Origin of the sequence: Microcoleus sp. MON1_C1 (genome assembly GCF_036701945.1) — a bacterium.
In the GTDB taxonomy this organism is placed as follows: Bacteria; Cyanobacteriota; Cyanobacteriia; order Cyanobacteriales; family Microcoleaceae; genus Microcoleus.
Genome location: NZ_JAUBRO010000001.1, coordinates 67,678 through 88,236 on the forward strand (window position 1 = coordinate 67,678; position 20,559 = coordinate 88,236).

The 20,559-nt window shown below is 46.9% G+C and carries 21 protein-coding genes; 10 read left to right on the forward strand and 11 right to left on the reverse strand.

Going from position 1 to position 20,559, the window contains the following annotated elements; translation table 11 throughout:
• Positions 1–45 precede the first annotated feature (45 nt).
• Positions 46–216 (reverse strand): hypothetical protein, encoded by a 171-nt coding sequence (locus QUA62_RS00270; protein ID WP_190659319.1) that lies wholly within the window; start codon positions 214–216, stop codon positions 46–48.
• A 33-nt stretch (positions 217–249) separates the two neighbouring features.
• On the opposite strand from QUA62_RS00270, the gene QUA62_RS00275 reads away from it, so the two are divergent.
• Positions 250–594 carry an STAS domain-containing protein gene (locus QUA62_RS00275; protein WP_190659317.1) on the forward strand — a complete coding sequence of 115 codons (345 nt, stop codon included), beginning with the start codon at positions 250–252 and terminating at the stop codon, positions 592–594.
• 51 nt (positions 595–645) lie between these two features.
• On the opposite strand, the gene QUA62_RS00280 is transcribed toward QUA62_RS00275, so the two are convergent.
• From QUA62_RS00280 to psbN, 7 genes are all read right to left on the reverse strand, one after another.
• Positions 646–1,296 (reverse strand): hypothetical protein, encoded by a 651-nt coding sequence (locus tag QUA62_RS00280; protein WP_333401890.1) that lies wholly within the window; start codon positions 1,294–1,296, stop codon positions 646–648.
• Complete coding sequence (locus QUA62_RS00285) at positions 1,289–1,843, reverse strand: Npun_F5560 family protein (RefSeq protein WP_190742499.1); 555 nt, start codon at positions 1,841–1,843, stop codon at positions 1,289–1,291. The genes QUA62_RS00280 and QUA62_RS00285 overlap by 8 nt, the downstream gene beginning before the upstream one ends.
• A gap of 262 nt (positions 1,844–2,105) precedes the next feature.
• The gene (locus tag QUA62_RS00290) at positions 2,106–2,705 is read right to left on the reverse strand and encodes a class II aldolase/adducin family protein (RefSeq protein WP_333402031.1); all 600 of its coding nucleotides are present in this window, start codon (positions 2,703–2,705) and stop codon (positions 2,106–2,108) included.
• Positions 2,706–3,556: 851 nt separating this feature from the next.
• A complete protein-coding gene (locus QUA62_RS00295; RefSeq protein ID WP_333119890.1) occupies positions 3,557–4,480 on the reverse strand; it encodes a hypothetical protein in 924 nt (307 codons plus the stop codon).
• 634 nt (positions 4,481–5,114) lie between these two features.
• Positions 5,115–6,026, reverse strand: a complete 912-nt coding sequence (locus tag QUA62_RS00300) for an MBL fold metallo-hydrolase (protein WP_006633695.1) — start codon at positions 6,024–6,026, stop codon at positions 5,115–5,117.
• A gap of 1 nt (position 6,027) precedes the next feature.
• Positions 6,028–7,128 (reverse strand): chorismate synthase, encoded by a 1,101-nt coding sequence (aroC, locus tag QUA62_RS00305; protein WP_190659307.1) that lies wholly within the window; start codon positions 7,126–7,128, stop codon positions 6,028–6,030.
• Between the two features lie 244 nt (positions 7,129–7,372).
• The gene (gene psbN, locus QUA62_RS00310; protein ID WP_006633693.1) at positions 7,373–7,504 is read right to left on the reverse strand and encodes a photosystem II reaction center protein PsbN; all 132 of its coding nucleotides are present in this window, start codon (positions 7,502–7,504) and stop codon (positions 7,373–7,375) included.
• A 212-nt stretch (positions 7,505–7,716) separates the two neighbouring features.
• Here psbN and psbH point away from each other — a divergent pair, with 212 nt between their 5' ends.
• From psbH to QUA62_RS00330, 4 genes are all read left to right on the forward strand, one after another.
• Positions 7,717–7,920: a photosystem II reaction center phosphoprotein PsbH gene (gene psbH, locus QUA62_RS00315; RefSeq protein ID WP_015176007.1), complete on the forward strand. Its 204-nt coding sequence runs from the start codon at positions 7,717–7,719 to the stop codon at positions 7,918–7,920.
• A 151-nt stretch (positions 7,921–8,071) separates the two neighbouring features.
• Complete coding sequence (locus QUA62_RS00320; RefSeq protein WP_333401891.1) at positions 8,072–8,332, forward strand: TatA/E family twin arginine-targeting protein translocase; 261 nt, start codon at positions 8,072–8,074, stop codon at positions 8,330–8,332.
• On the forward strand, positions 8,333–8,995 hold the full coding sequence (pth, locus tag QUA62_RS00325) for an aminoacyl-tRNA hydrolase (protein WP_190659303.1): 663 nt from the start codon (positions 8,333–8,335) through the stop codon (positions 8,993–8,995).
• Positions 8,992–9,258 carry a DUF3146 family protein gene (locus QUA62_RS00330; protein WP_006633689.1) on the forward strand — a complete coding sequence of 89 codons (267 nt, stop codon included), beginning with the start codon at positions 8,992–8,994 and terminating at the stop codon, positions 9,256–9,258. Before pth ends, QUA62_RS00330 begins: the two co-directional genes overlap by 4 nt.
• Before the next feature lie 81 nt (positions 9,259–9,339).
• Here the strand turns inward: QUA62_RS00330 and QUA62_RS00335 are convergent, their stop codons facing one another.
• Both QUA62_RS00335 and QUA62_RS00340 read right to left on the reverse strand, forming a co-directional pair.
• Positions 9,340–9,714 carry an S-layer protein gene (locus QUA62_RS00335; RefSeq protein ID WP_333401892.1) on the reverse strand — a complete coding sequence of 125 codons (375 nt, stop codon included), beginning with the start codon at positions 9,712–9,714 and terminating at the stop codon, positions 9,340–9,342.
• An 84-nt stretch (positions 9,715–9,798) separates the two neighbouring features.
• The gene (locus QUA62_RS00340; protein WP_333401893.1) at positions 9,799–10,629 is read right to left on the reverse strand and encodes a CPBP family intramembrane glutamic endopeptidase; all 831 of its coding nucleotides are present in this window, start codon (positions 10,627–10,629) and stop codon (positions 9,799–9,801) included.
• Positions 10,630–10,808: 179 nt separating this feature from the next.
• Here QUA62_RS00340 and QUA62_RS00345 point away from each other — a divergent pair, with 179 nt between their 5' ends.
• The 4 genes from QUA62_RS00345 (at position 10,809) to QUA62_RS00360 (ending at position 16,951) form a co-directional block, all read left to right on the forward strand.
• Positions 10,809–12,257, forward strand: a complete 1,449-nt coding sequence (locus tag QUA62_RS00345; RefSeq protein WP_333286959.1) for a GTP-binding protein — start codon at positions 10,809–10,811, stop codon at positions 12,255–12,257.
• A 104-nt stretch (positions 12,258–12,361) separates the two neighbouring features.
• A complete protein-coding gene (locus tag QUA62_RS00350; protein WP_333401894.1) occupies positions 12,362–13,756 on the forward strand; it encodes a 3' terminal RNA ribose 2'-O-methyltransferase Hen1 in 1,395 nt (464 codons plus the stop codon).
• Positions 13,757–13,822: 66 nt separating this feature from the next.
• A complete protein-coding gene (locus tag QUA62_RS00355; protein WP_333401895.1) occupies positions 13,823–14,080 on the forward strand; it encodes an AbrB/MazE/SpoVT family DNA-binding domain-containing protein in 258 nt (85 codons plus the stop codon).
• Between the two features lie 228 nt (positions 14,081–14,308).
• On the forward strand, positions 14,309–16,951 hold the full coding sequence (locus QUA62_RS00360) for a polynucleotide kinase-phosphatase (protein WP_333401896.1): 2,643 nt from the start codon (positions 14,309–14,311) through the stop codon (positions 16,949–16,951).
• 621 nt (positions 16,952–17,572) lie between these two features.
• Here the strand turns inward: QUA62_RS00360 and QUA62_RS00365 are convergent.
• A complete protein-coding gene (locus QUA62_RS00365) occupies positions 17,573–18,781 on the reverse strand; it encodes an argininosuccinate synthase (protein WP_190659290.1) in 1,209 nt (402 codons plus the stop codon).
• Between the two features lie 308 nt (positions 18,782–19,089).
• Here QUA62_RS00365 and QUA62_RS00370 point away from each other — a divergent pair, with 308 nt between their 5' ends.
• The gene (locus QUA62_RS00370; protein ID WP_333401897.1) at positions 19,090–20,028 is read left to right on the forward strand and encodes a glycosyltransferase; all 939 of its coding nucleotides are present in this window, start codon (positions 19,090–19,092) and stop codon (positions 20,026–20,028) included.
• Positions 20,029–20,559 lie beyond the last annotated feature (531 nt).

A 20,559-nucleotide genomic window follows, 5' to 3' on the forward strand; every position in this document is an offset into this window, starting at 1 on the left:
TTGTGGCGATCGCTGGTTCCACTAAAAATTAGCCTTTCAGGCATACTAGACTAATAGATAATTGTGGCCGTTGCGTTCTGCGCGATAGCTAGCCAGTTTTCCTACTAAATTTATCACAACGGCTCTCCCCACCGATTCCCACAAGGGCGATCGCCCTTCCTCAAACCTTAGCTGAAATCCCCTGATTCTTTCAACAGAATCAGCAACTGAACTCACTTATTCATACTTTACGATGGTAGGATAACTGCTATGGAATTTCCCAACTTCAACCAACACATCATCCTTCAACCTCACAACTGCCTCGACTCCCAAGCCGGAAGCCTCCTCCAGCAACAGCTAGCCGAGATTGTCCCCGAACGCCACAAACTCTGGGTAATAGACATGGCCGCCGTAGATTTTATCGACAGTTCCGGGATCTGCGCCTTAGTCGGCGGACTCAACGCCGCCCGCCACCGGGGATGCCGCCTCGTCATCTGCAACCTCTCAGCCACAGTCAAGCTAATTTTTGAAATTACTCAACTCGACCAACTCTTTGAAATCTTCGACAGTTTCGACCAAATTATCTCCGCTGAAACTCCGGCTCTAGTTGCTTGATTCAAATGACCTCCCGAGAGCAAATCTCAAATCTCAAATTTCCCATAGACTTCAAGTAACCCCAGGGCAAATTTGTATATCATAAATAGGCTTATTTGTCAAGCAAGACCAATGACAGACAAATAAATCCGGCACTTGAACGCCGACAGAAACGATCGCAGGTGCAGCCGGAAAAGGCCAAAGTCGATCGAAACAAATCCTTTCCCCTACGAACCCGAACTGCATCAAATAAGTCGCCGGCGGCGCATTTAAAAGATTCAGCAAGCGGTAAGCCAACTCATACAACTGCTGTCGCCAAACATCGGACAAATGTACCGGTTGAGAGTAACTCAACTCGCCAGACTGCTTGTCAGCTTCCGCACCGATCACCTCAGCATACAGTGGCCCCTTTGCCGTCAACACCACAGGCAGCCAAAAATTGCCACCCCCGACGGGAACTTGCAACTCCTGGGCCACTCGATCGCGCGCCGCCGAAACATTGCGGCAAAATCGAAACACATCTTGAGCCGGAAAAACGAGATTTTCTGGCACATCCAGCGTCAAGGGACAAACGATAGCCCCACCCGGAGCGATCGCGCCCGAATTGAGTTGAGAAACCCCACAGATATTGACTTCAGTTAAAGGATGAGATTGAGCGATCGCCGCCTTGAGACTTGCGGCTGGGCCTTTCTCGCCACCCGCCACAATCAAAACCTTAGACATTGCCAAAGCTCGGCATTTGAATGCCGCGATCGTCCTCAGCATCGACGCTCGGCAGATCCAAGCCCTTAGCCTTGCGGCTCCGCACAGCGAGACGGTAAGTTACGCTTTGCAACTCTGTGTGCAACTGGCGGTTTTCCTTTTGCAGTTGATCCAATTTTTCCTTAATCGGCTCGATCCGCTCGGCAAACTTTTGGCGGTAAACCCCTGGCAATTCCTGAACCACCTGTTCTAGCATCCGAGAGCGATCCGTCAATTCTTGCACCGACTGCCGCAGTTGGTAAACCTCAGCATCCCGCTCTGCGATTTGTTCCTGATAAAAACCCACCTGTTCTTCAACAGCTTGGAGTTGTTCCCGCATTGCCTGCATTTGAGCTTGGTGGCGATCGGAAACTTCCGGCGCCGGCACAAAACTCGAATTGCCCTTCACCAGCCTGAAAAGTTCTTGAGACAACTGCTGCACCAATTGGTCGCGCATTTGCAGCTCTTCGGTGAGACGAGATACCTCTGATTGCAGTTCTTTTGAGCTTACAAGTTTAGTTTGATTCACGATGACTCTCAGCTTTTGTTATATAATGTGTTTCTATTTAAAAATATCTTTCCCTTACCGCAGAGGCAAGAGGCACTTCAAAAGTTTTGAACCCATTAGGCTAAATCGAGCCAGCGGCCCGATGTCAAGGGTAAAGCTCAGTCTAACTCAAATCAGGCATCCACGTCATCACCTTAGTTTCTTGCCATAGACACAGGTAGAATCCTAGGTTTTTTGTCAATAAACCCGGTTTCTTAGCTTTTTCTGATAATAGTGCAAGATCTCATGTGTAACCAATCACAGCCGAAAGCACTTTGCCAGCTTCGTCCACGGTGCTGCCAAAACAGATAATACCGTCCTCGTGACCGGCCATCGCCAGAATTTTGCGCTCTGCCAAATTCTCCTCCTCAAAAAGTCTAAACATTTCTAAGGCCATCTGGGGAGTGCCGTAAGGTATTTCTTTTCTAGTAGTAGGAATCTTAAACAGCAGTTGCTGCCATAGCTTAGGATTATGCACGTGAATTATCGCGCCCACATCCTGTCTCTGAAGGTACAGGGCCCCGTGAGTCAGGGACTCCGACGAAGCTTGTACGGGGCCCCGGCAGCCGAGGTAATTTTGTTCTAAGTTAAATTCGGTAACAGTACAGTATGATTCTGGTCCCAGAGTTCTCAAGTGTGCAGTCTGGGTTCCCGAAATCACGAATTGGCAAGAATTGCCGAGCCTGACGCTGACGTTGCCAAACCCTATGCCATTTTCGTAGACGCCAATTAATCCCCAAGCGTGGAGCCGATCGCGCCAGTCCATCAAATCTCCTATGTTCCGGGCAGCTACAGGGCCTGCCTCTTCCCAGTCACAGCGGTACTTAACGACTCCTTCATCCATCCATTTTTCGGTCAGAGCGGACACGACAGACACAATCCCAACAGAGACTTAATCGAACTTGTCAAACTGGTTTTTTTTGCCTGCTGCCTTCTGTCTCGGTGCATCAGTGCTTTAACTAATCTACATTCCTGTGTCGCCGTAATTAGCGACCGACATTAGCAAAAAGTAAGCTAGGAATGAAGAACCAATTATTTCCAAAATCATGGTTTAGCCTCTAGGTGATTAGAAAAGTTCAATATGAAGATGTACGCTTTCAGTCGGGGAGTTTGATTCCAGGCTTTTGCCCGATCGAGTTTCTGATGTGAAACTACATAACATCCCTGCATCAGTTATTTTTCTACCCTACAGCATTTTTACTGAGTGTAGTTCTACCTTAAGAAAGATGTAAGGATAAATTACCCTTTAATCAGATAAATTAGCTAAAAAGCAACCGTACATTTACTGATTTTTTATCATTATACATATATTTAAGCAAAAAGCAAGCGGAACAAAAAAAATATTTTTTAGCCAGTCTGGGAGGAACTGGCAGAATCTTCGGGTGCTCTACGTTAGTCCACACCTGTGTCGATCGAGCAATTTTTAGCTCCGGGGCATCCTACAAGCTAAGAAACCGGGTTGAGCGTAATATCATGTCGGGTAAAATCACCGCAACGCCAGCTCGCGTCGGCGGGTTCACCAAAATCTGTAAGTAGTAGTATAAGTTATAGATCCCGTAAACCCGCGCCTACCTAGAGGGGGATAGTCGATCGACCCAACCTGATATAAGTCCTATTAAGAAAAAAAACAGCCGATCGAGCAGTGAGGGCCCGATCGGCTAAATTTTTCTGTGGAGCGCGATCGCCCGCAGCCCTTTAAATGTGGAAGTGATACAAGATGCTGCCGTCGTCTTTAATTTCGCAATTGGCATTAAAGACTTCAGCTTGTTGGTTCAAAAAACGCTGAGCGACATCCGGCGACAGCCGCGTTTCCATTGCAAACCGCACCAGAGTTATTTCGCCGCGGCCTTCTTTGATCAGTCGGTACAAAGCACTTTGGAGCCTTTCGCTCTCTTCTCGCTGAAAAGCTGCCTTGTACCTCCAATCCGCCACCGAAGGAATCAAACCCCGGCTGACCAAAATCGCCAACAGCAAGCCAATTCCCAAAATCAGAGGCACTGTCGGATCGCTCGTGGGCGTCGCCACAATTTGCGGGACTGTAGCGGCGGCCAAACTGCTAACCATTTCTTTTTCCGACGCTTGCGTATCGGCCATTGCAAGCTGAGTTTTGTTGTAAAAGTCTTGCTGAAGCTTCATTTGCTGCAACAGCCGAGCGCGCTCTCTTTCGTATTGGTCGAGTTTTTGCTGAGCTTGTTTCAGGTCTTGAGTGACTTGTGCCAAGCGTTGGTTGAGCGACTGATTGACTGATTGCCACCGATATCTGTTAATCAGGCGGCTTTTTTCCACCATGCCCTTCATCAACATATCCACCGTTTGGATTGCTTGCTCCTGATCGAGCGAGCGATACCCAACAACAATCTCTAGGGGTTGTTCCGGCTTAGAAATCTTGACACTAGCATTTTGTCGAACTTGCTGGGGCGACAGCTTAACTGCATCTGCCACTGCTTTGACAACATTATCTGCCAGCAGAACCTCTGGGGTGAGTTGCTCTCCCTGCTTGAGAATTGTCGTGCCCGTACTCGAAAATTTGACTGGCGGATTATTAGAAGTGAGAGTGCCTTGAGCCATGAATCCGGGGGGCGGGGCGAGGCGGTAGGCCAGGGCGCCTGAAATACCCATAATTACAGCAAAACTGCCTAAGGCAATCCATCTGTATTGATGTGCTGAAGATCTAAAACGTAAATTTCCCATTTTGATAGTCAAGTCATAACATTCGCTTGCCGCAGCTCCTGCCAAACCCAAGAGCCATCGTTTCTTTCTGGTTAGTCAAATTGACTGCTGAAAATTTTCTCAGTTTCTGCCTAAAAGCTATTAGCTTTTGAGAGTTGTCAATATTCACGATCCGAAAAAACCGATTGCGCTTTTATTTGATCCGAGCTATAACTTCAGTTTTTGTCCTTAATAATTAATCTGTAACAAGGCTTCTGGAAGTCTACTGGCATCAGACTAGCACTCAGGCGTGCGATCGCCTCGCCTCCCCGTGTTTGTTGACATTCAAAACAGTCTCCTTTTCACCCTTGGCAATTCTCCAATTATCTTACGTCTTGGCGTCTTGCGGACGCGGTTGAAGAATAAAAAAAACCTTAAATACTCGACCTAAAAACTTAACAAGCAAGAATTATACCATGCAGTTAAGAGTTTGCTGCCTATTAAAAAAAATTGTGGAGCTGGTCTCGCCCCCAGATCCACATATTCACATAACAATTATGGTTCGATCGGTTGATGGTTCGATCGAGCTCACCTAGGCGAATGTTCAGAAGCCGATCGGCAAAATAAGACCCTCGCGTGCCATGACAGCCTTGGGAAAAGCAATTTGCACGTCTTCGGCGATGCGATCGAGAAAATCGTCTGTGTGAGCCGGATCGTGGTGAAAAATCACCACTCGTTTCACCCGGGCCTCCTTAGCCATTCTCACCGCTTCCTGCCAAGTCGAGTGTCCCCAACCCACCTTGGGAGACTTGGGGTTGTGATATTCCTCGTCTGTGTACATCGCATCGTAAATCAGCACATCAGCGTCGAGGGCTAAATTGTAGACATTCTCATCTAGGCGATCGGGAAAATGTTCGGTATCCGAACAATAAACAACAGATCGTCCCTGCCAAGTCACCCGATAGCCCATAGCAGTATTCGGGTGATTCAGAGAACCCGTCCTAATCTCAATATCGTCCAGCATCATCGTCTGGTTGTGATGGAGTTCGTAGAAATTCAAATCTGCCTGCAAACCCATCAGCGGCACCGGCGAATTCGAGTGCAACACCCGTTCGACAAAGTGCCTTTTCATGCAATCTCCATCCGGCGGAGTCGCCCCGTAAATATCAAAGCTATTGCCGCGGATGAAAGCTGGGGCGAACAGCGGGAAACCTTGAATGTGATCCCAATGATAGTGAGTAAAAAACATATAAGCTTGCACGGGCATTTCTTGCACCAACTGGTCTCCCAGCATCCGCAAGCCTGTTCCGCCGTCAAAAATCAAGCGTTTGCCAGCGACTCGCATTTCCAAACAAGAAGTATTGCCGCCGTAGCGAACAGTTTCCTGTCCGGGTGTCGGAACACTGCCCCGCACGCCCCAAAACTGTACTACAAAATCATCTATACCTTTTATTGATTCGGAGGGTTGAGGGCAATCAACGGGAGTTGCCGCTACAGAGGACAAGCTGATTTCCATTTTAAAATTCAGGCTTTAAGGTTCCACATTGTCCGTGATGGCGCAGCAGATGGTCGCACAACACTAAAGCTACCATCGCTTCCACCATTGGCACAGCTCTTGGCAAAACGCAAGGGTCGTGCCGTCCCTTGGCAGCCAGCAGCGTTTCTTCGCCTTCTCGGGTAACGGTGCGCTGCTGCTGGCGAATTGTTGCAGTTGGCTTGAATGCCGCCCGCAAAATGATATTTTCGCCGTTAGCAATGCCACCCTGAATTCCGCCAGAGCGATTCGTCACTGTACGAATTACACCCTTATCATCAGTATAGTATTCATCATTATGTTCGCTGCCCTTGAGCAGAGTCCCGGCAAACCCGGAACCAATTTCAAAGCCTTTGCTGGCGGGCAAGGACATGATGGCTTTGGCCAAGTCGGCTTCGAGTTTGTCGAATACGGGCATTCCCAGTCCTTTGGGTACATTGCGGGCGACGCATTCGACTACACCGCCGATCGAATCTCCACTGTCGCGAACTTTTTCGATCAGTTCAATCATTCTTTCGGCACATTCGGCATCTGGACAGCGGACGATGTTGCTTTCTACTTGTTCTAAGGTAACAGTGTCCGGGTCGGCGACACATTCTAAGTCTTTGATGCGTTTGACGTAGCCGACTATTTCGACTCCTGCTGCTTGTTTGAGAATTTTTTTAGCGATCGCGCCTGCTGCTACTCTACCAATTGTCTCTCTCGCCGAACTGCGACCTCCGCCTTGCCAGTTACGAATTCCGTACTTGGCATCGTAGGTAGCGTCAGCGTGGGAAGGGCGGTAGGTAGTCGCCATTTCGCCGTAATCTTGGGGGCGAGTGTCTTGATTGCGGACTAAAATTGCGATCGGCGTTCCCAAAGTTTTGCCTTCAAACACCCCTGACAGAATTTCGCAGGTATCTGCTTCTTTGCGAGGCGTGGTAATTTTGCTTTGGCCGGGGCGGCGGCGATCGAGTTCGGCTTGAATTTCCGATGCGTCGATCGACACCAGGGGCGGGCACCCGTCAATTACTACTCCCACACCGCCGCCGTGAGATTCCCCAAATGTCGAGATCCGAAATAAATGCCCAAAGGTATTGCCCATTATGCTTTTGCCTGAAACTTAATAATTTTTAGCTTAAATGGAATAGAGATTTACTGTATTTATGAAAAATATACCATTGACGAGTAGGCGACAGGCGATCGCCCCACAGCATCACTCCCTTCCCACCCCTAGAAGAATATCTACCAGGGAGAGAGGGAGAGACAGAGAATAGGAGATATCTGGAAACACACTTAAATTCATCCGTGTCTCCGTGTCCGAATCCGTGTTGTGTCTTCCTTCTTCTTTAGTCTTCGTGTTCTTCAAAAGGATCTCTCAATTCCTTAGACGGGGGACCGAAAGCGGTGTAGATCGAGAAACCGGTGATTGCCACCAGACACACGCCCAGAGAAATGCCGAGAACTGCTGCAGGTTCCATATTTTTGATCGATTATGAGTGATCCACTCTATAATATTACAAAAAATAACAATCCGTCTGAAAGTCTAGTGATTTTAGGCGCTCTACGGTATGGCAACCAACCCCCACTCCCCGTTGTCCGAGTCCCGTTCCCGCTTTTCTGAGAAATTGCGATCGCAATTAGCGGTGAAAATATGTCAAACTTCTCTGTAGAGATTCATTGTAGGTGACTTATGGCACAACGAACTTGGTTAGGAGATATACTCAAACCCCTTAACTCAGAGTACGGCAAGGTCGCTCCGGGTTGGGGCACCACGCTGTTGATGAGCGTTTTCATTGGACTGTTTTTCGTGTTCTTGTTGATTATTTTGCAAATCTACAACTCTTCTCTGATTCTGGAGAGTGTGGATATGGATTGGTCGAGCCTAGGCCGCTAAAAATTGATCGCAAAACAGTAAGGCTAAAAGTAAAAGCTGAGGGTTGAGGAGAAAGGGCAAAAGCTAAGTTTTCCCGTTTTTCCTTACCCTTTCCGATTACTTTTGCCATAAATAAACAAGAAGTAACTAAACAAATTGCAGGAGAAAAAAAATGAATATTTTTGGCATTGGTTTGCCGGAAATGGCAGTTATTTTTACGATCGCCCTATTGGTATTCGGTCCCAAAAAATTACCTGAAATCGGCAGGAGTATGGGGAAGGCAATTCGGGGCTTTCAAGACGCTTCGCGGGATTTTGAGTCGGAGTTCACGCGGGAAGCCAAGCAGTTAGAAGAAGCAGTAGCAACTAGCAGCAAACCGGAAACTGAAAAACTCGCGGCAGCTACTCCCAAGGAAGATAGCACAAACATTTAAATGAACAACTCTCAGAAGTCGGAAACACCAGCGGAGTTAGTGATTCCCCAGCTAATAGTTGGGTTGGGAAATCCCGAACCTAAATACGATCGCACCCGACACAACATAGGCTTTAATGCTGTCGATGCCTTGGCTAAATCTTGGCAGATTTCCCTGTCGGAAAATCGCAAATTTCAAGGCATATTTGGCGAGGGAAACCGGCCGCGGGGACAGAAAATCCGCTTGCTGAAACCGCTTACTTACATGAATCTCTCCGGTCAAGCGATTCGGGCGGCGGCGGATTGGTACAAAATACCTGCGGAGTCGGTATTAATAGTATACGATGATATGGATTTGCCGATCGGGAAATTGAGAATGCGGCTTGCGGGTTCTGCCGGCGGACACAACGGCATGAAATCCACAATTTCTCATTTGGGCACAGACAAATTTCCCCGGTTGCGGATTGGCATCGGCAAACCTCAAAACGATGCTGCTAAAAATGAGAAAGATACGATTTCCTTCGTGTTAGGAAAGTTTTCCTCAGAGGAAAGTCAGTTAGTAGAAAAAGTGCTTAAACTGGTTGTAGAAGCTGTGGAACTGAGTCTGCACCAAGGAGTAGAAAAAGCCATGAGCCTTTACAATAGTCGCACAATTGCAGAAACAAACGCGGAAACAAAAAGGTGAGTTCGAGACGTTTGCCTGAAACAACTGCATATGTCCGGGTTACAGGCCAATCTTGGCAAAAAGGCACGATTGAGGGTGAAGTGACTGCCGGGAATTTTGAGTGGCAGTTTCAGTGGCGTTTCACGTCAGAAAAAACACTCATACTTGAGCCTTCTCAGGGTAGGGCATTGATTCAGGAACCGCTGCACCGTTTTCTGGAAAAATGGGATTATCAATTAGAACCAGGTGGCGATTATTCGTTTACGGTTCGGGCTCAGTTTTAAAATCTTGGTAATGGGAAATGCGGCAAAGGTAATCGGGAATAAAAACTTCCTCTAGTAGGATATCCCGATTCCAGTAATTCTTTAATTAATCATGGGAAATGGCTGTGATGGGAAATTGGGAAACGGTGATCGGGAAGGCAAACTTTCTCTAATAGGAGGTCCCGATTCCAGTAATTCTTTAATTAAAGCAGGTGGCGTCCCTTCTCGGTAAGCCCCGCAATAATACATTGTCAAAACAGCTTTGTAAGCCCAGTGATTGGAAGGTACATCGGTAAAAGGATTTGGCAGAGTTTCCGCCTGATTCTGCACGCAAGCATTGAGAATTTGTTCGGGCGCTGTCTGCACTTGAACTAAAGAATTATTTGGCTTGAGTTGTGCGGTATTTTGTGCGTTTGCAGGAGCTAACAAACCTGTATAAATTAACACTGTAGTAGTGGCAAAGATGCTGAGTTTCATAAGTTTATAAATTTCTGAATAAGTTGGGTGGTAGTGAGGACTAAAGTCCTCAAAGCTGTGGGAAATAAGGAGTCTTCGTCCTGACTACAAACATTTGGAAGGTTCAGACATTTTTCGCATTCCCAAGGCCAAGACACTCAAAAACAATAGCCCGATCGCCCCAGCTAGCGGATTGCCGTTAACTCCTGTCACCCAGTCGGGAACGGAACCCGAATATCGCACTAACTGCCCGATGTTAATCATGTAATATCCCCAGACTAAACCTGCATGAAGCCCGATCGACAAACCGAGGCGATTTTGGCGCGATCTTTTTCCCCAAACCAGAATCAAACCCAGCAACAACAACCCCGGAAACTGCGGCCAACTCCCCAGCATTGCCGCGACAGGTTTGATAAAATGAGATAGGGCAAACACCAGGCTATTGACCCAGAGAGATATTTTATAATTGTAATCCCGCTGCAACTCGTCCAGCAACCAACCACGGAATACCAACTCCTCCGCAAAACCGACTCCAAGGGCGCTTAATAGCCCTTCTGCGATGATTCTAGGCAAATTATCAGAATTTTGCCACGCGACTAAGCCGAACAGCCCTTGCACCGCAAATAAGCTGAAAGTAAGCAAAAGCCCGATCGCCAATCCAATTAAAAGCTCAAAACCGTTTTTTCGCGTATTGATTAAACCGTAACTTTTGAGTAATTGGGTTTGTCCGTAAACCTGTTTTCCCCAGCGCGGCACTAGGAACAGAAACTCAGTAAACAACAATCCCATTGTCAGAATAGTTGCTAGGTTACTATCCTTAACTAAGAGATAAATTGGTGCTGCTAGCGGCAGCCAAATTGCTAGCAAGATTAATAGGAAAATTATTACACGTAAAGGAAATGGATAACTGGCTATTATTTGGAGGCGGTTAATCATTGTTGTAAATTAAACAGGTTTTACATGAGATCTGTAGGGAGACAGCAATGCTGTCTCCCTACCCCGATTCTAAACACGCCATTGCCGTAGGCCTAATGTACAAAGCAGACGGAAAAAGCTAGAATAGCATCGTATCGGTTGAAACTTTAAGTGAAGCAAAGCTATAACATCAGGTAACAATGACTGAAGCCTCGGATTTTTCAAATGTCGATCGAGAATTAGATGACACAATTTTAAGCTTCGCAGACATTCAGGCAGAACTCAACCTGCGCCACGCTAAAGATGCTCTGCGAGATATAGTAGAAAATCTCGACTTGACAGTTCAAGAGCGAACTGGACTGGAACCGGAAATTGGCGGGTTAGAGAAAATGCTCGACAAGCTAGAGCGCGCTTGCGTGCAAATAGCTGTGTTTGGGATGGTGGGAAGGGGAAAATCTTCGGTTTTGAACGCGCTGCTAGGTCAAAATGTGTTTGAAACTGGCCCGACTCACGGGGTGACTCGCACCACCACTATCGGCCAGTGGGATGTCGGAGAGGGAATTGATAAGAATTTGCCCGATCGACTTTCGCCAGTTATTTACCGTTTGTCGCAAGTAGAATTAATCGACACTCCGGGAATAGATGAAGTTGACGGCGAAACTCGCGAACTTTTAGCCCGCCGCGTTGCTCAACAAGCTGATTTGATTTTGTTTGTAGTTGCTGGCGACATTACGAAGGTGGAATACGCAGCACTTTCGCAGTTGCGGGAAGCCGGAAAACCGATGCTATTAGTGTTTAATAAAATTGACCAGTATCCTGATGCAGACAGGCTGGCAATTTATCATAAAATTCGAGACGAGCGCGTAAGAGAATTGTTGTCTCCCGATGAAATTGTGATGGCGGCGGCTTCGCCTTTGACGGCGAGGGCGGTGCGCCGTCCCGACGGAAGTATGGGCGTGCAAATGACTCGCAGTTTGCCACAAGTCCAAGATTTAAAATTAAAGATTTTGGAGATTTTAGACCGAGAAGGCAAATCTTTGGTCGCCCTGAATACGATGCTCTGTGCGGGGGATATTAACGAGCAGTTGGTGCAGCGAAAAATGGAGATTCGAGATGACGCGGCTAATCGAATTATCTGGAACGGGGTAATGACTAAAGCGGTGGCGATCGCACTTAATCCAATTACTGTAGTTGATATTCTTAGCGGCGCGGTAATTGATGTGGTGATGATATTAACTTTATCTAAAGTTTACGGCATTGCGATGACAGAAGCGGGCGCGGTGGAATTGCTGCAAAAGATTGCGATTAGTATGGGGGGGATTACAGCCGGTGAATTGTTGGCTAATTTTGGCTTGAGTTCTTTGAAAGGATTCTTGGGTTTGGCGACGCCAGCGACGGGGGGTTTGGCTTTAGCGCCTTATTTGTCTGTGGCGGTGACGCAAGCTGCGATCGCGGGGGTTTCTTCCTACGGTATCGGTCAAGTTACTAAGGCTTATTTGGCTAATGGTGCTTCTTGGGGAGATGATGGGCCAAAGGCTGTTGTGAGCAAGATTTTGTCTTCTTTGGATGAGGAGTCTATTTTAAATCGGATTAAGGAAGAGTTGCGGGCTAAGTTGGATTTGGGAAGTGTGGAAAAACAGAAATCTTAGTAGTCAGTAGTCAGTAGTCAGTAGTCAGTAGAAGCAATTATGCAATAACAAACACCAATGCCCGATGCCCGATGCCCGATGCCCGATGCCCAATTCCTAATATTATGTTATTAACCATCTCTACAACTCGCGTACCTGCTACAGATTTGGGTTATTTGCTGCACAAACATCCCGATCGCCATCAATCCTTTCCGATGACTTTCGGGCAAGCCAGCGTGTTTTATCCAGAGGCAAATTCAGAAAAGTGCACGGCGGCTTTACTCTTAGATGTCGATCCGGTTGCTTTGGTGCGGGGCAAGTCGAAATCGGGCGATCGCCCTCTCGAACAATACGTGAACGATCGCCCCTACGTTGCCTCATCTTTTCTGTCTGTCGCCCTCGCCAAAGTCTTTAGTACAGCTCTATCCGGTCGCTGCAAAGACCGCCCAGAACTCGCAGAAACCCCCCTTCCTTTGACAGTTAATCTGTCGGTTTTGCCCTGTCGCGGTGGCGAGAAGTTCCTGCGGCAAATGTTTGAGCCGCTTGGCTATCAAGTCGCAGCAAAACCCCTGATTCTTGACGAGCAATTTCCCGAGTGGGGCGCGAGTCCTTACTTTTCTGTGGAACTGCAAAATACACTCCGTTTGGCGGATTTGTTAAGCCATCTTTACGTGCTAATTCCCGTGTTGGATGACGACAAACATTATTGGGTGGGCGATGATGAAATCGAGAAATTATTGCATCACGGCGAAGGTTGGTTGAAGGCGCATCCCGCCCGCGAACAAATTGCCAACCGCTATCTCAAACGCCAGCGCCGTCTGACGCGAATTGCTGTGGCACAGTTAGCAGAAGAAGCTCATATCGACCCTGAGGAACTCGAAGTTTCTCATCAGCAAGAAGAGGAAGTTTTAGAACAGCGAATTAGCTTGAATCAAGAGCGTTTGGAAGCTGTGACGGAGGTTTTAAAGCAAAGTGGTGCTAAGCGAGTGGTAGATTTGGGCTGCGGTGAGGGAAAACTGCTGAAACTGCTTTTGAAAGAAAGCTCGATCGAACAAATTACAGGCGTCGATGTGTCCTTTCGTGCCTTGGAAATTGCCAGGGAACGTTTGCAAATCGATCGATTGTCTCCCGCCAAACAATCTCGCATTCAACTAATTCAAAGTTCGCTAATTTATCGGGACAGCCGCTTGACTGGTTTTGATGCAGCGGCCGTAATTGAAGTGATCGAACATCTGGATTTAGAACGGTTAGCTGCTTTTGAGCGGGTTTTGTTTGAATTTATCCGACCCAAAAGTGCGATCGTCACAACTCCAAATATTGAATATAACGTTAGGTTTGAAAACTTGCCCGCGGGCAAATTTCGCCACCGGGATCACCGCTTTGAGTGGACAAGGGCCGAATTTCAAACTTGGGCGAAAGGGGTTGCCGAACGGTTTGGCTGTGGGGTAGAGTTTCGTTGTGTGGGAACTGAAGATTTAGAAGTAGGTTCGCCTACGCAAATGGCAATATTCGCCCAGTGAAAATAATACCGACAGTCTGTTTGTGCTTACAATATACTTAAAATTGGAAAAATGCAGGCTTCCGCTATGAGTAAATCTATTCAAACCCAGATCGTTGAAATTGACAATTCTCAGGGCATTCGCATTCCCAAATTTTTGTTAGAGCAAATTGGTATTAGCGGAAAAGTAGAAATCGAAGTTCATGGCGATCGGATTGTCATTCGTGCAGCCCTAAAACCGCGTGCAGGCTGGGAGGAAGCGTTCGCAAAAATGGCAGAGCAACATGATGATGTCCTTCTTGATGATGTCACCACTACGGAGTGGGAGGAGCTTGAATGGCAATAAAATCAGCGCTGACGAACAAAAAGCAGTTTTAGATAGTTTGGTACAGATGTTGGCGAAATAATATTATTAAATGAAAATTACAATTTTCACTGGTTCCCCGGCACAGCCTGGGAACCGATGCCCAGAGGCTCTGCCTCGCGAGGTTCGATGAGAATTCGAGGCAGAGCCTCTGGATCTGCGTTACCAGGCACAGCCTGGTAACGAGTAAAAAATCTATATTGTTAAACAATGAAAATTACGCTTCCAGAACTATCTCTAGTCGTTCTCATCGGTGCATCCGGTTCCGGAAAATCCACCTTTGCGCGACAGCATTTCCTACCTACAGAAATCATTTCATCGGATTACTGCCGCGGTCTGGTTTCCGACGACGAAAACAATCAAGCGGCCACCGCTGATGCTTTTGAAGTATTGCATTTAATCGCTGCTAAACGTCTGGCCGCAGGTAAGCTAACGGTGATTGATGCTACCAACGTTCAGCCGGAAAGCCGCAAACCTTTGTTGGAATTAGCCCGAAAATACCATTGCTTTTTGGTTGCTATTGTGCTAGATTTACCAGAAAAATTGTGTGGCGATCGCAATCAACAACGTGCAAACCGCAATTTTGGAAATCATGTAATTCGCCGCCACGTTCAGAATTTAAAGCGATCGCTCAAATCTCTAGATCGCGAAGGATTTCGCTACGTTTACGTCCTCCGTTCCCCAGAGGAAATCGACGCGGTGGAACTCGAAAGACAACCTTTGTGGAACAATCGCAAAGGCGACTGCGGCCCTTTTGACATCATCGGCGACGTTCACGGCTGCTGCGACGAATTGGAACAATTGCTGCAACAGTTGGGCTACCAAATTATCGAAAAATCCAGCGAATCCGATTTGGGGAAGTTTCCTACCTACGCGCACCCAGAAGGGCGTAAAGCCGTGTTTTTGGGCGATTTGGTCGATCGGGGCCCGCGCATTCTCGACACCCTCAAACTCGTGCGAAACATGGTACTCGCAGAAACAGCTTTGTGCGTACCTGGAAATCACGACATCAAACTGCTGCGAAAACTCAACGGCAAAAATGTCAAAATCAACCACGGGCTCGAACAAACCTTAGCAGAAATTGCCGCTTTACCCGATGAATTGCGCGAATCAGCAGTACGAGAAATTCGCCAATTTTTAGATAGTTTGATTGGGCATTACGTCCTCGATGGCGGAAAATTAGTCGTCGCCCACGCCGGGATGAAAGCTGAATTTCAGGGACGCGCATCGCGCCGCATTAGAGATTTCGCCTTGTACGGAGAAACAACTGGCGAAATCGATGAATTCGGCTTGCCCGTCCGCTACAATTGGGCTGCCGAATATCGAGGTCAGGCAGCGGTTGTTTACGGACACACCCCCGTTCCAGAAACAGAATGGTTGAACAATACAGTTGATATTGACACGGGCTGCGTTTTCGGAGGCAAACTAACAGCTTTGCGGTATCCCGAAAGAGAATTTGTCAGCGTTCCTGCTGCTAGAATTTACTGCGAACCTGCCAAACCGATCCTCTTTCAAGACAGCCAAACTCCACTTAACAATAGAGACATTAATTCACCCGTTATTAATAGCGGTTTGGCGGCAGTGAATCTCACCGCCCAACAGCAGTTTGATGACGTACTGGACATTAGCGACGTACTCGGAAAACGCCTTATTTCAACTCGCCTGCAAAGTAACATTACGATTAAAGAAGAAAATGCGATCGCAGCCCTAGAAGTAATGAGTCGGTTTGCAGCCAATCCCAAATGGCTGATTTATTTGCCGCCCACAATGTCTCCCGCTGCTACCTCCAACGAACCAGGACTTTTAGAACATCCAGCCGAAGCATTTAGCTACTACCAACAGCAGGGCATATCGACAGTTGTGTGCGAAGAAAAGCACATGGGTTCCCGTGCAGTTGTGATTGTTTGCCGCGACGCATCGGCAGCTTTACGTCGGTTTGGCATTCTCAGCGAGAGTATGGGCATTTGCTACACCCGCACGGGACGGCATTTTTTTGATAATTCTACCTTAGAAAGAGAATTTTTAGCGCGGGTAAATGTCGCTCTCACTGCGAGCAATTTTTGGGAGAAATTTCAAACCGATTGGGTGTGTTTGGACTGCGAATTAATGCCTTGGTCAGCCAAAGCTCAAGGTTTATTGAAAGAGCAATACGCCGCCGTGGGAACAGCATCTCGTCACGGGTTTGCGGAGGCGATTAAGAACTTAGAACAGGCAAACCAGCGGGGAGTTGAAATTAATTCTTTGCTAACCAGCTATCAAGAGCGAGCCGAACTAGCCGATCGCTATGTTAAGGCCTACCAGCGCTACTGCTGGCCTGTGAAATCCATCTCAGACCTCAAATTAGCACCTTTCCACATCTTGGCAACCGAGGGAACAGTTCACACTGACAAAAATCACTGTTGGCACATGGAACAGATTTCACAAATTTGTAAAGCTGACCCTGAATTCCTGTTAGCTACTGAATACAAAATAGTTGAAATTGCCGATTTCGACAGCCAATTAGCGGGTATTCAATGGTGGGAAAAACTGACTGATTCGGGAGGCGAAGGAATGGTTGTTAAACCAATGGATTTTATTGTGAAAAATAGCAAAGGACTCGTACAGCCTGCGGTAAAATGTCGCGGAAAAGAGTATTTGCGAATTATTTACGGTCTGGAATATTCTTTGCCGGAACATTTAGAAAAATTGCGAGCGCGCGGACTTTCCGGCAAGCGTTCTTTGGCGTTGCGAGAGTTTGCTCTTGGTATAGAAGCATTGGAGAGATTTGTTGCGGGTGCTCCATTGAGACAAGTTCACGAGTGCGTTTTCGGAGTTTTAGCGATGGAGAGCGAACCTGTCGATCCGAGGCTGTAATCTGAAGGTAGAAAGCAGGCGCTCGCTCATTCATTTCCTCCTACTAATCGCTGTACTTCCAATGTCGATAAATTCATCCTTTGTGCGATTTGCGCTAAATTCATGCGCCCGAATTTAACAGTTGAGAAACAAGCTCGCGCAAGGCTGATTCGGCCGCCAGCCGTGCTGGTTCGGATTGCTGGTAAGTATTGAGAAACTCTAGTGTTTGAGGATTCCTAAACCTCAACCCCCAACTCCAACTGACAACAGCCGCAGGGAGACAAAACCAAGAAGTTGACTTTCTGATCTTCCACCAAAACAAGCTAGGGATACTGAAAACAGACAGCGAATCCTGCTATCAAAACGCAACAGAAGATGAAATGTGCGATCGGCTTTTGATAGATTCTGGCATCTGTCTTGTCAAACATTACGACGCTACCCGATGCAGCGAACAACCGGATCTAGTCGTGCAAGTTTTTTGGGAAAAATTGAGTCCGGCATAGGTAGAAAAGAGCGATGCGCGCCCTACTTTTAATCCGCGAAACAGGTGGGCAATGCCCACCCGGCTCTTAATTAAGATCGAATTGTTAATCCGAATTCGATTCGGCGGGCTAACATCGAGTTTTTAACCCTAATTCGCTCCTATTTATAACCTCTATTCTTCTCCGACCAAACGCGGGTTGGTAGTCCCCAAACATAGACAAACCCTTCAGCAGCTTTGTGATCGAATTCGTCTTCTGCGCCGTAGGTTGCTAAGTCGAAACTGTAGAGAGAATTTTCAGATTTGCGACCAACAATTGTCGCATTTCCTTTGAATAGTTTGAGCCGCACGGTTCCAGTTACTCGCTTTTGCGTGTCCTGAATAAATGCGTCTAAAGCAGTTTTCAAAGGATTGTACCAAAGACCGTTGTAAATCATTTGGCTGTAGGTTTCTTCGATGCCGCGTTTGTACCGCGTCACATCGGCTGTCAGCGTCAAACTTTCTAAGTCTCGGTGCGCCTGCATCAAAACTAAAATCGCTGGTGTTTCGTAAATTTCCCGCGATTTAATCCCGACTAAGCGGTTTTCAATCATGTCAATCCGGCCGACTCCGTGGTTTCCAACTATTTCGTTTAGTTGGGAAATTAAGGCGACTGGTGATAAATTTTTGCCGTTCAAACTGACAGGATTTCCGCAATCGAAATCGATTTCTATGTATTCGGGTGTGTCGGGAGTTTGTTCGATCGCCTTTGTCATCAAATAAACTTCTTCCGGCGGTTCCGCCCAAGGATCTTCCAGGATTCCGGCTTCAATAGCCATTCCTAATAAGTTGCGATCGATACTGTAAGGAGAAGACTTTTTCACCGGGGACGGAATACCGCATTTCTCGCCGTATGCGATCGTTTCCTCGCGGCTCATTTTCCACTCCCGCGCAGGTGCTAAAATCTTAATCTTGGGGTTTAGCGCGCCGATCGACACATCGAACCGCACCTGATCGTTTCCTTTACCTGTGCAACCGTGGGCGATCGCATCTGCACCGTATTTTTCCGCAGCTTCTACTAACAATTTAGCAATCAGCGGGCGAGCCAGGGCAGTCGAAAGGGGATAACGGTTTTCGTAAAGTGCGTTAGCTTGAATCGCTGGAAACGCATAGTCTTTGACAAATTCTTCGGTAGCATCAATAACTAAAGATTCCGAAGCACCGGATGCTAAAGCTTTTTTGCGGATCGGTTCTAATTCGTCTCCCTGTCCCAAATCCGCAGCCAGAGTAATTACCTCTTCCACACCCCACTCGTTTTTGAGGTAAGGAATGCAGACGGAGGTATCGACTCCGCCGGAATATGCTAGCACAACTTTTTTAGCGCGACTCATTGCTATTTACATCCTGAATTTAACTGACATCTTGCACCCTTGTCACTAAGCTTTTCAGGGCGGGCTAGATGCCCACACCACAAAAAAATATCATTTTTGTGGAACAGGCATCTTGCCTGTTCTTGAGAATGGTGCCTAATGTGAGGTTTAACCGACTTTTCATTATGCACCTAATTGAGATCGATTCTTGTCAGAAATAGCACAGATTTATATATTCTTTTTTTGCTAAACTTGGCTATTTCGCGGGGGAGTTGCTGCGAAAAATCTGCTACCGTGGGATACGGTAACTGTGGAGATGGGGAAAAACCGTGTTTTTTAGTGTTGTGATTCCGACGTACAATCGTAAACCGATTTTGGCAAAATGTCTACTGGCTTTGGAAAATCAGCAGTTCGGTGAGATTGTCAGAGAGTATGAAGTAATTGTGGTGGACGACGGATCGACCGACGGGACGCTGGAGTGGTTGGCGACAAATGCTGAGTTGTTGCCTCATGTGCGATCGATCGCTCAATGTCACCAAGGCCCCGCGGCTGCCCGGAATTTGGGCGTTGAAGATGCCAAGGGCGATACGATTATTTTTATTGACAGCGATTTGGTGGTAACAGAGCATTTTTTGCAAGCACACGCAGATGCTTTACTACAGGGTTACAAAGATACTGATGCTGTTTTTACTTACGGCAGTGTGATTAACACTTGCAATTTCGAGAATCCTACCTCAGAGCCTTACAAAATCACCGATTTTTCGGCTGCTTATTTTGCTACTGGAAATGTGGCTATCGCCCGCCACTGGCTGCTGGCTGCTGGACTTTTTGACACTCGCTTTCAACTGTACGGATGGGAAGACTTAGAATTGGGTGTTAGGTTGAAAAAATTAGGTTTGAAACTGATTAAATGTCCGGCGGCTGTCGGCTATCACTGGCATCCACCTTTTAGTTTAGAGCAAATTCCGGGCATGATTGACCGAGAAATTCAGCGCGGGAGAATGGGAGTTGTGTTTTATCAAAAGCACCCTAATTGGGAAGTGCGGATGATGATTCAAATGACTGTTTTGCACCAAATACTGTGGGGAGTTTTATCATTAGGTGGGATGCTGAACGAGCGGACGATGACTCCTTTTTTGCAGTGGTTGATTGACCGAGGTAAGCCGCAGTTAGCTTTAGAAATCGCTCGGATTTTTCTGAATTGGTATAACGTGAAAGCCGTGTACGCCGCTTGTGGGGAATTGCAGGTCGAGAGAAAGATACCATAAATCAGCCGGACGGTGCAAATAAAATATAAGATATTGTAGGAGTGTTTCAGGGCCCATTGGTGTCAACTTAAGCTCAAATGTAGTAACGGTATACTGGTTGACACTTATGCCTAAATTCTCCTAGCCTTGCTTAAGAAAGGGGATTTACCGGACTCAAGACTTGGATACAAACCAGAGAAACAAAGGATTTTAGTCTTAAGTTGACACCACTGATCGGGGGGTGTTTTAATTGTCATTTCGACTAAGGATATTTGCTTAGAAAACACAATAGCGAGCCACCAGGTAAAGGCAGGCGAAACCCGGTTCTAGACATTGTAAAAATTTTACCTTTAATCCAAGTTGCTTGCTGAGCCTGTGATTTGAGGAATCTCGGCTGTTTTCTTGATGGGCTGCGACAATTAGATTTCCACACATTTTCCCACTCTTCTTATTTTTGATATAATTACAGATAATTTAGGAGTGTGCTATCTACCCAAGAGTTGTGCTGGTTTACCTGAAAGTGTTAGCTACAAATGGTTAATGACTTAAAAG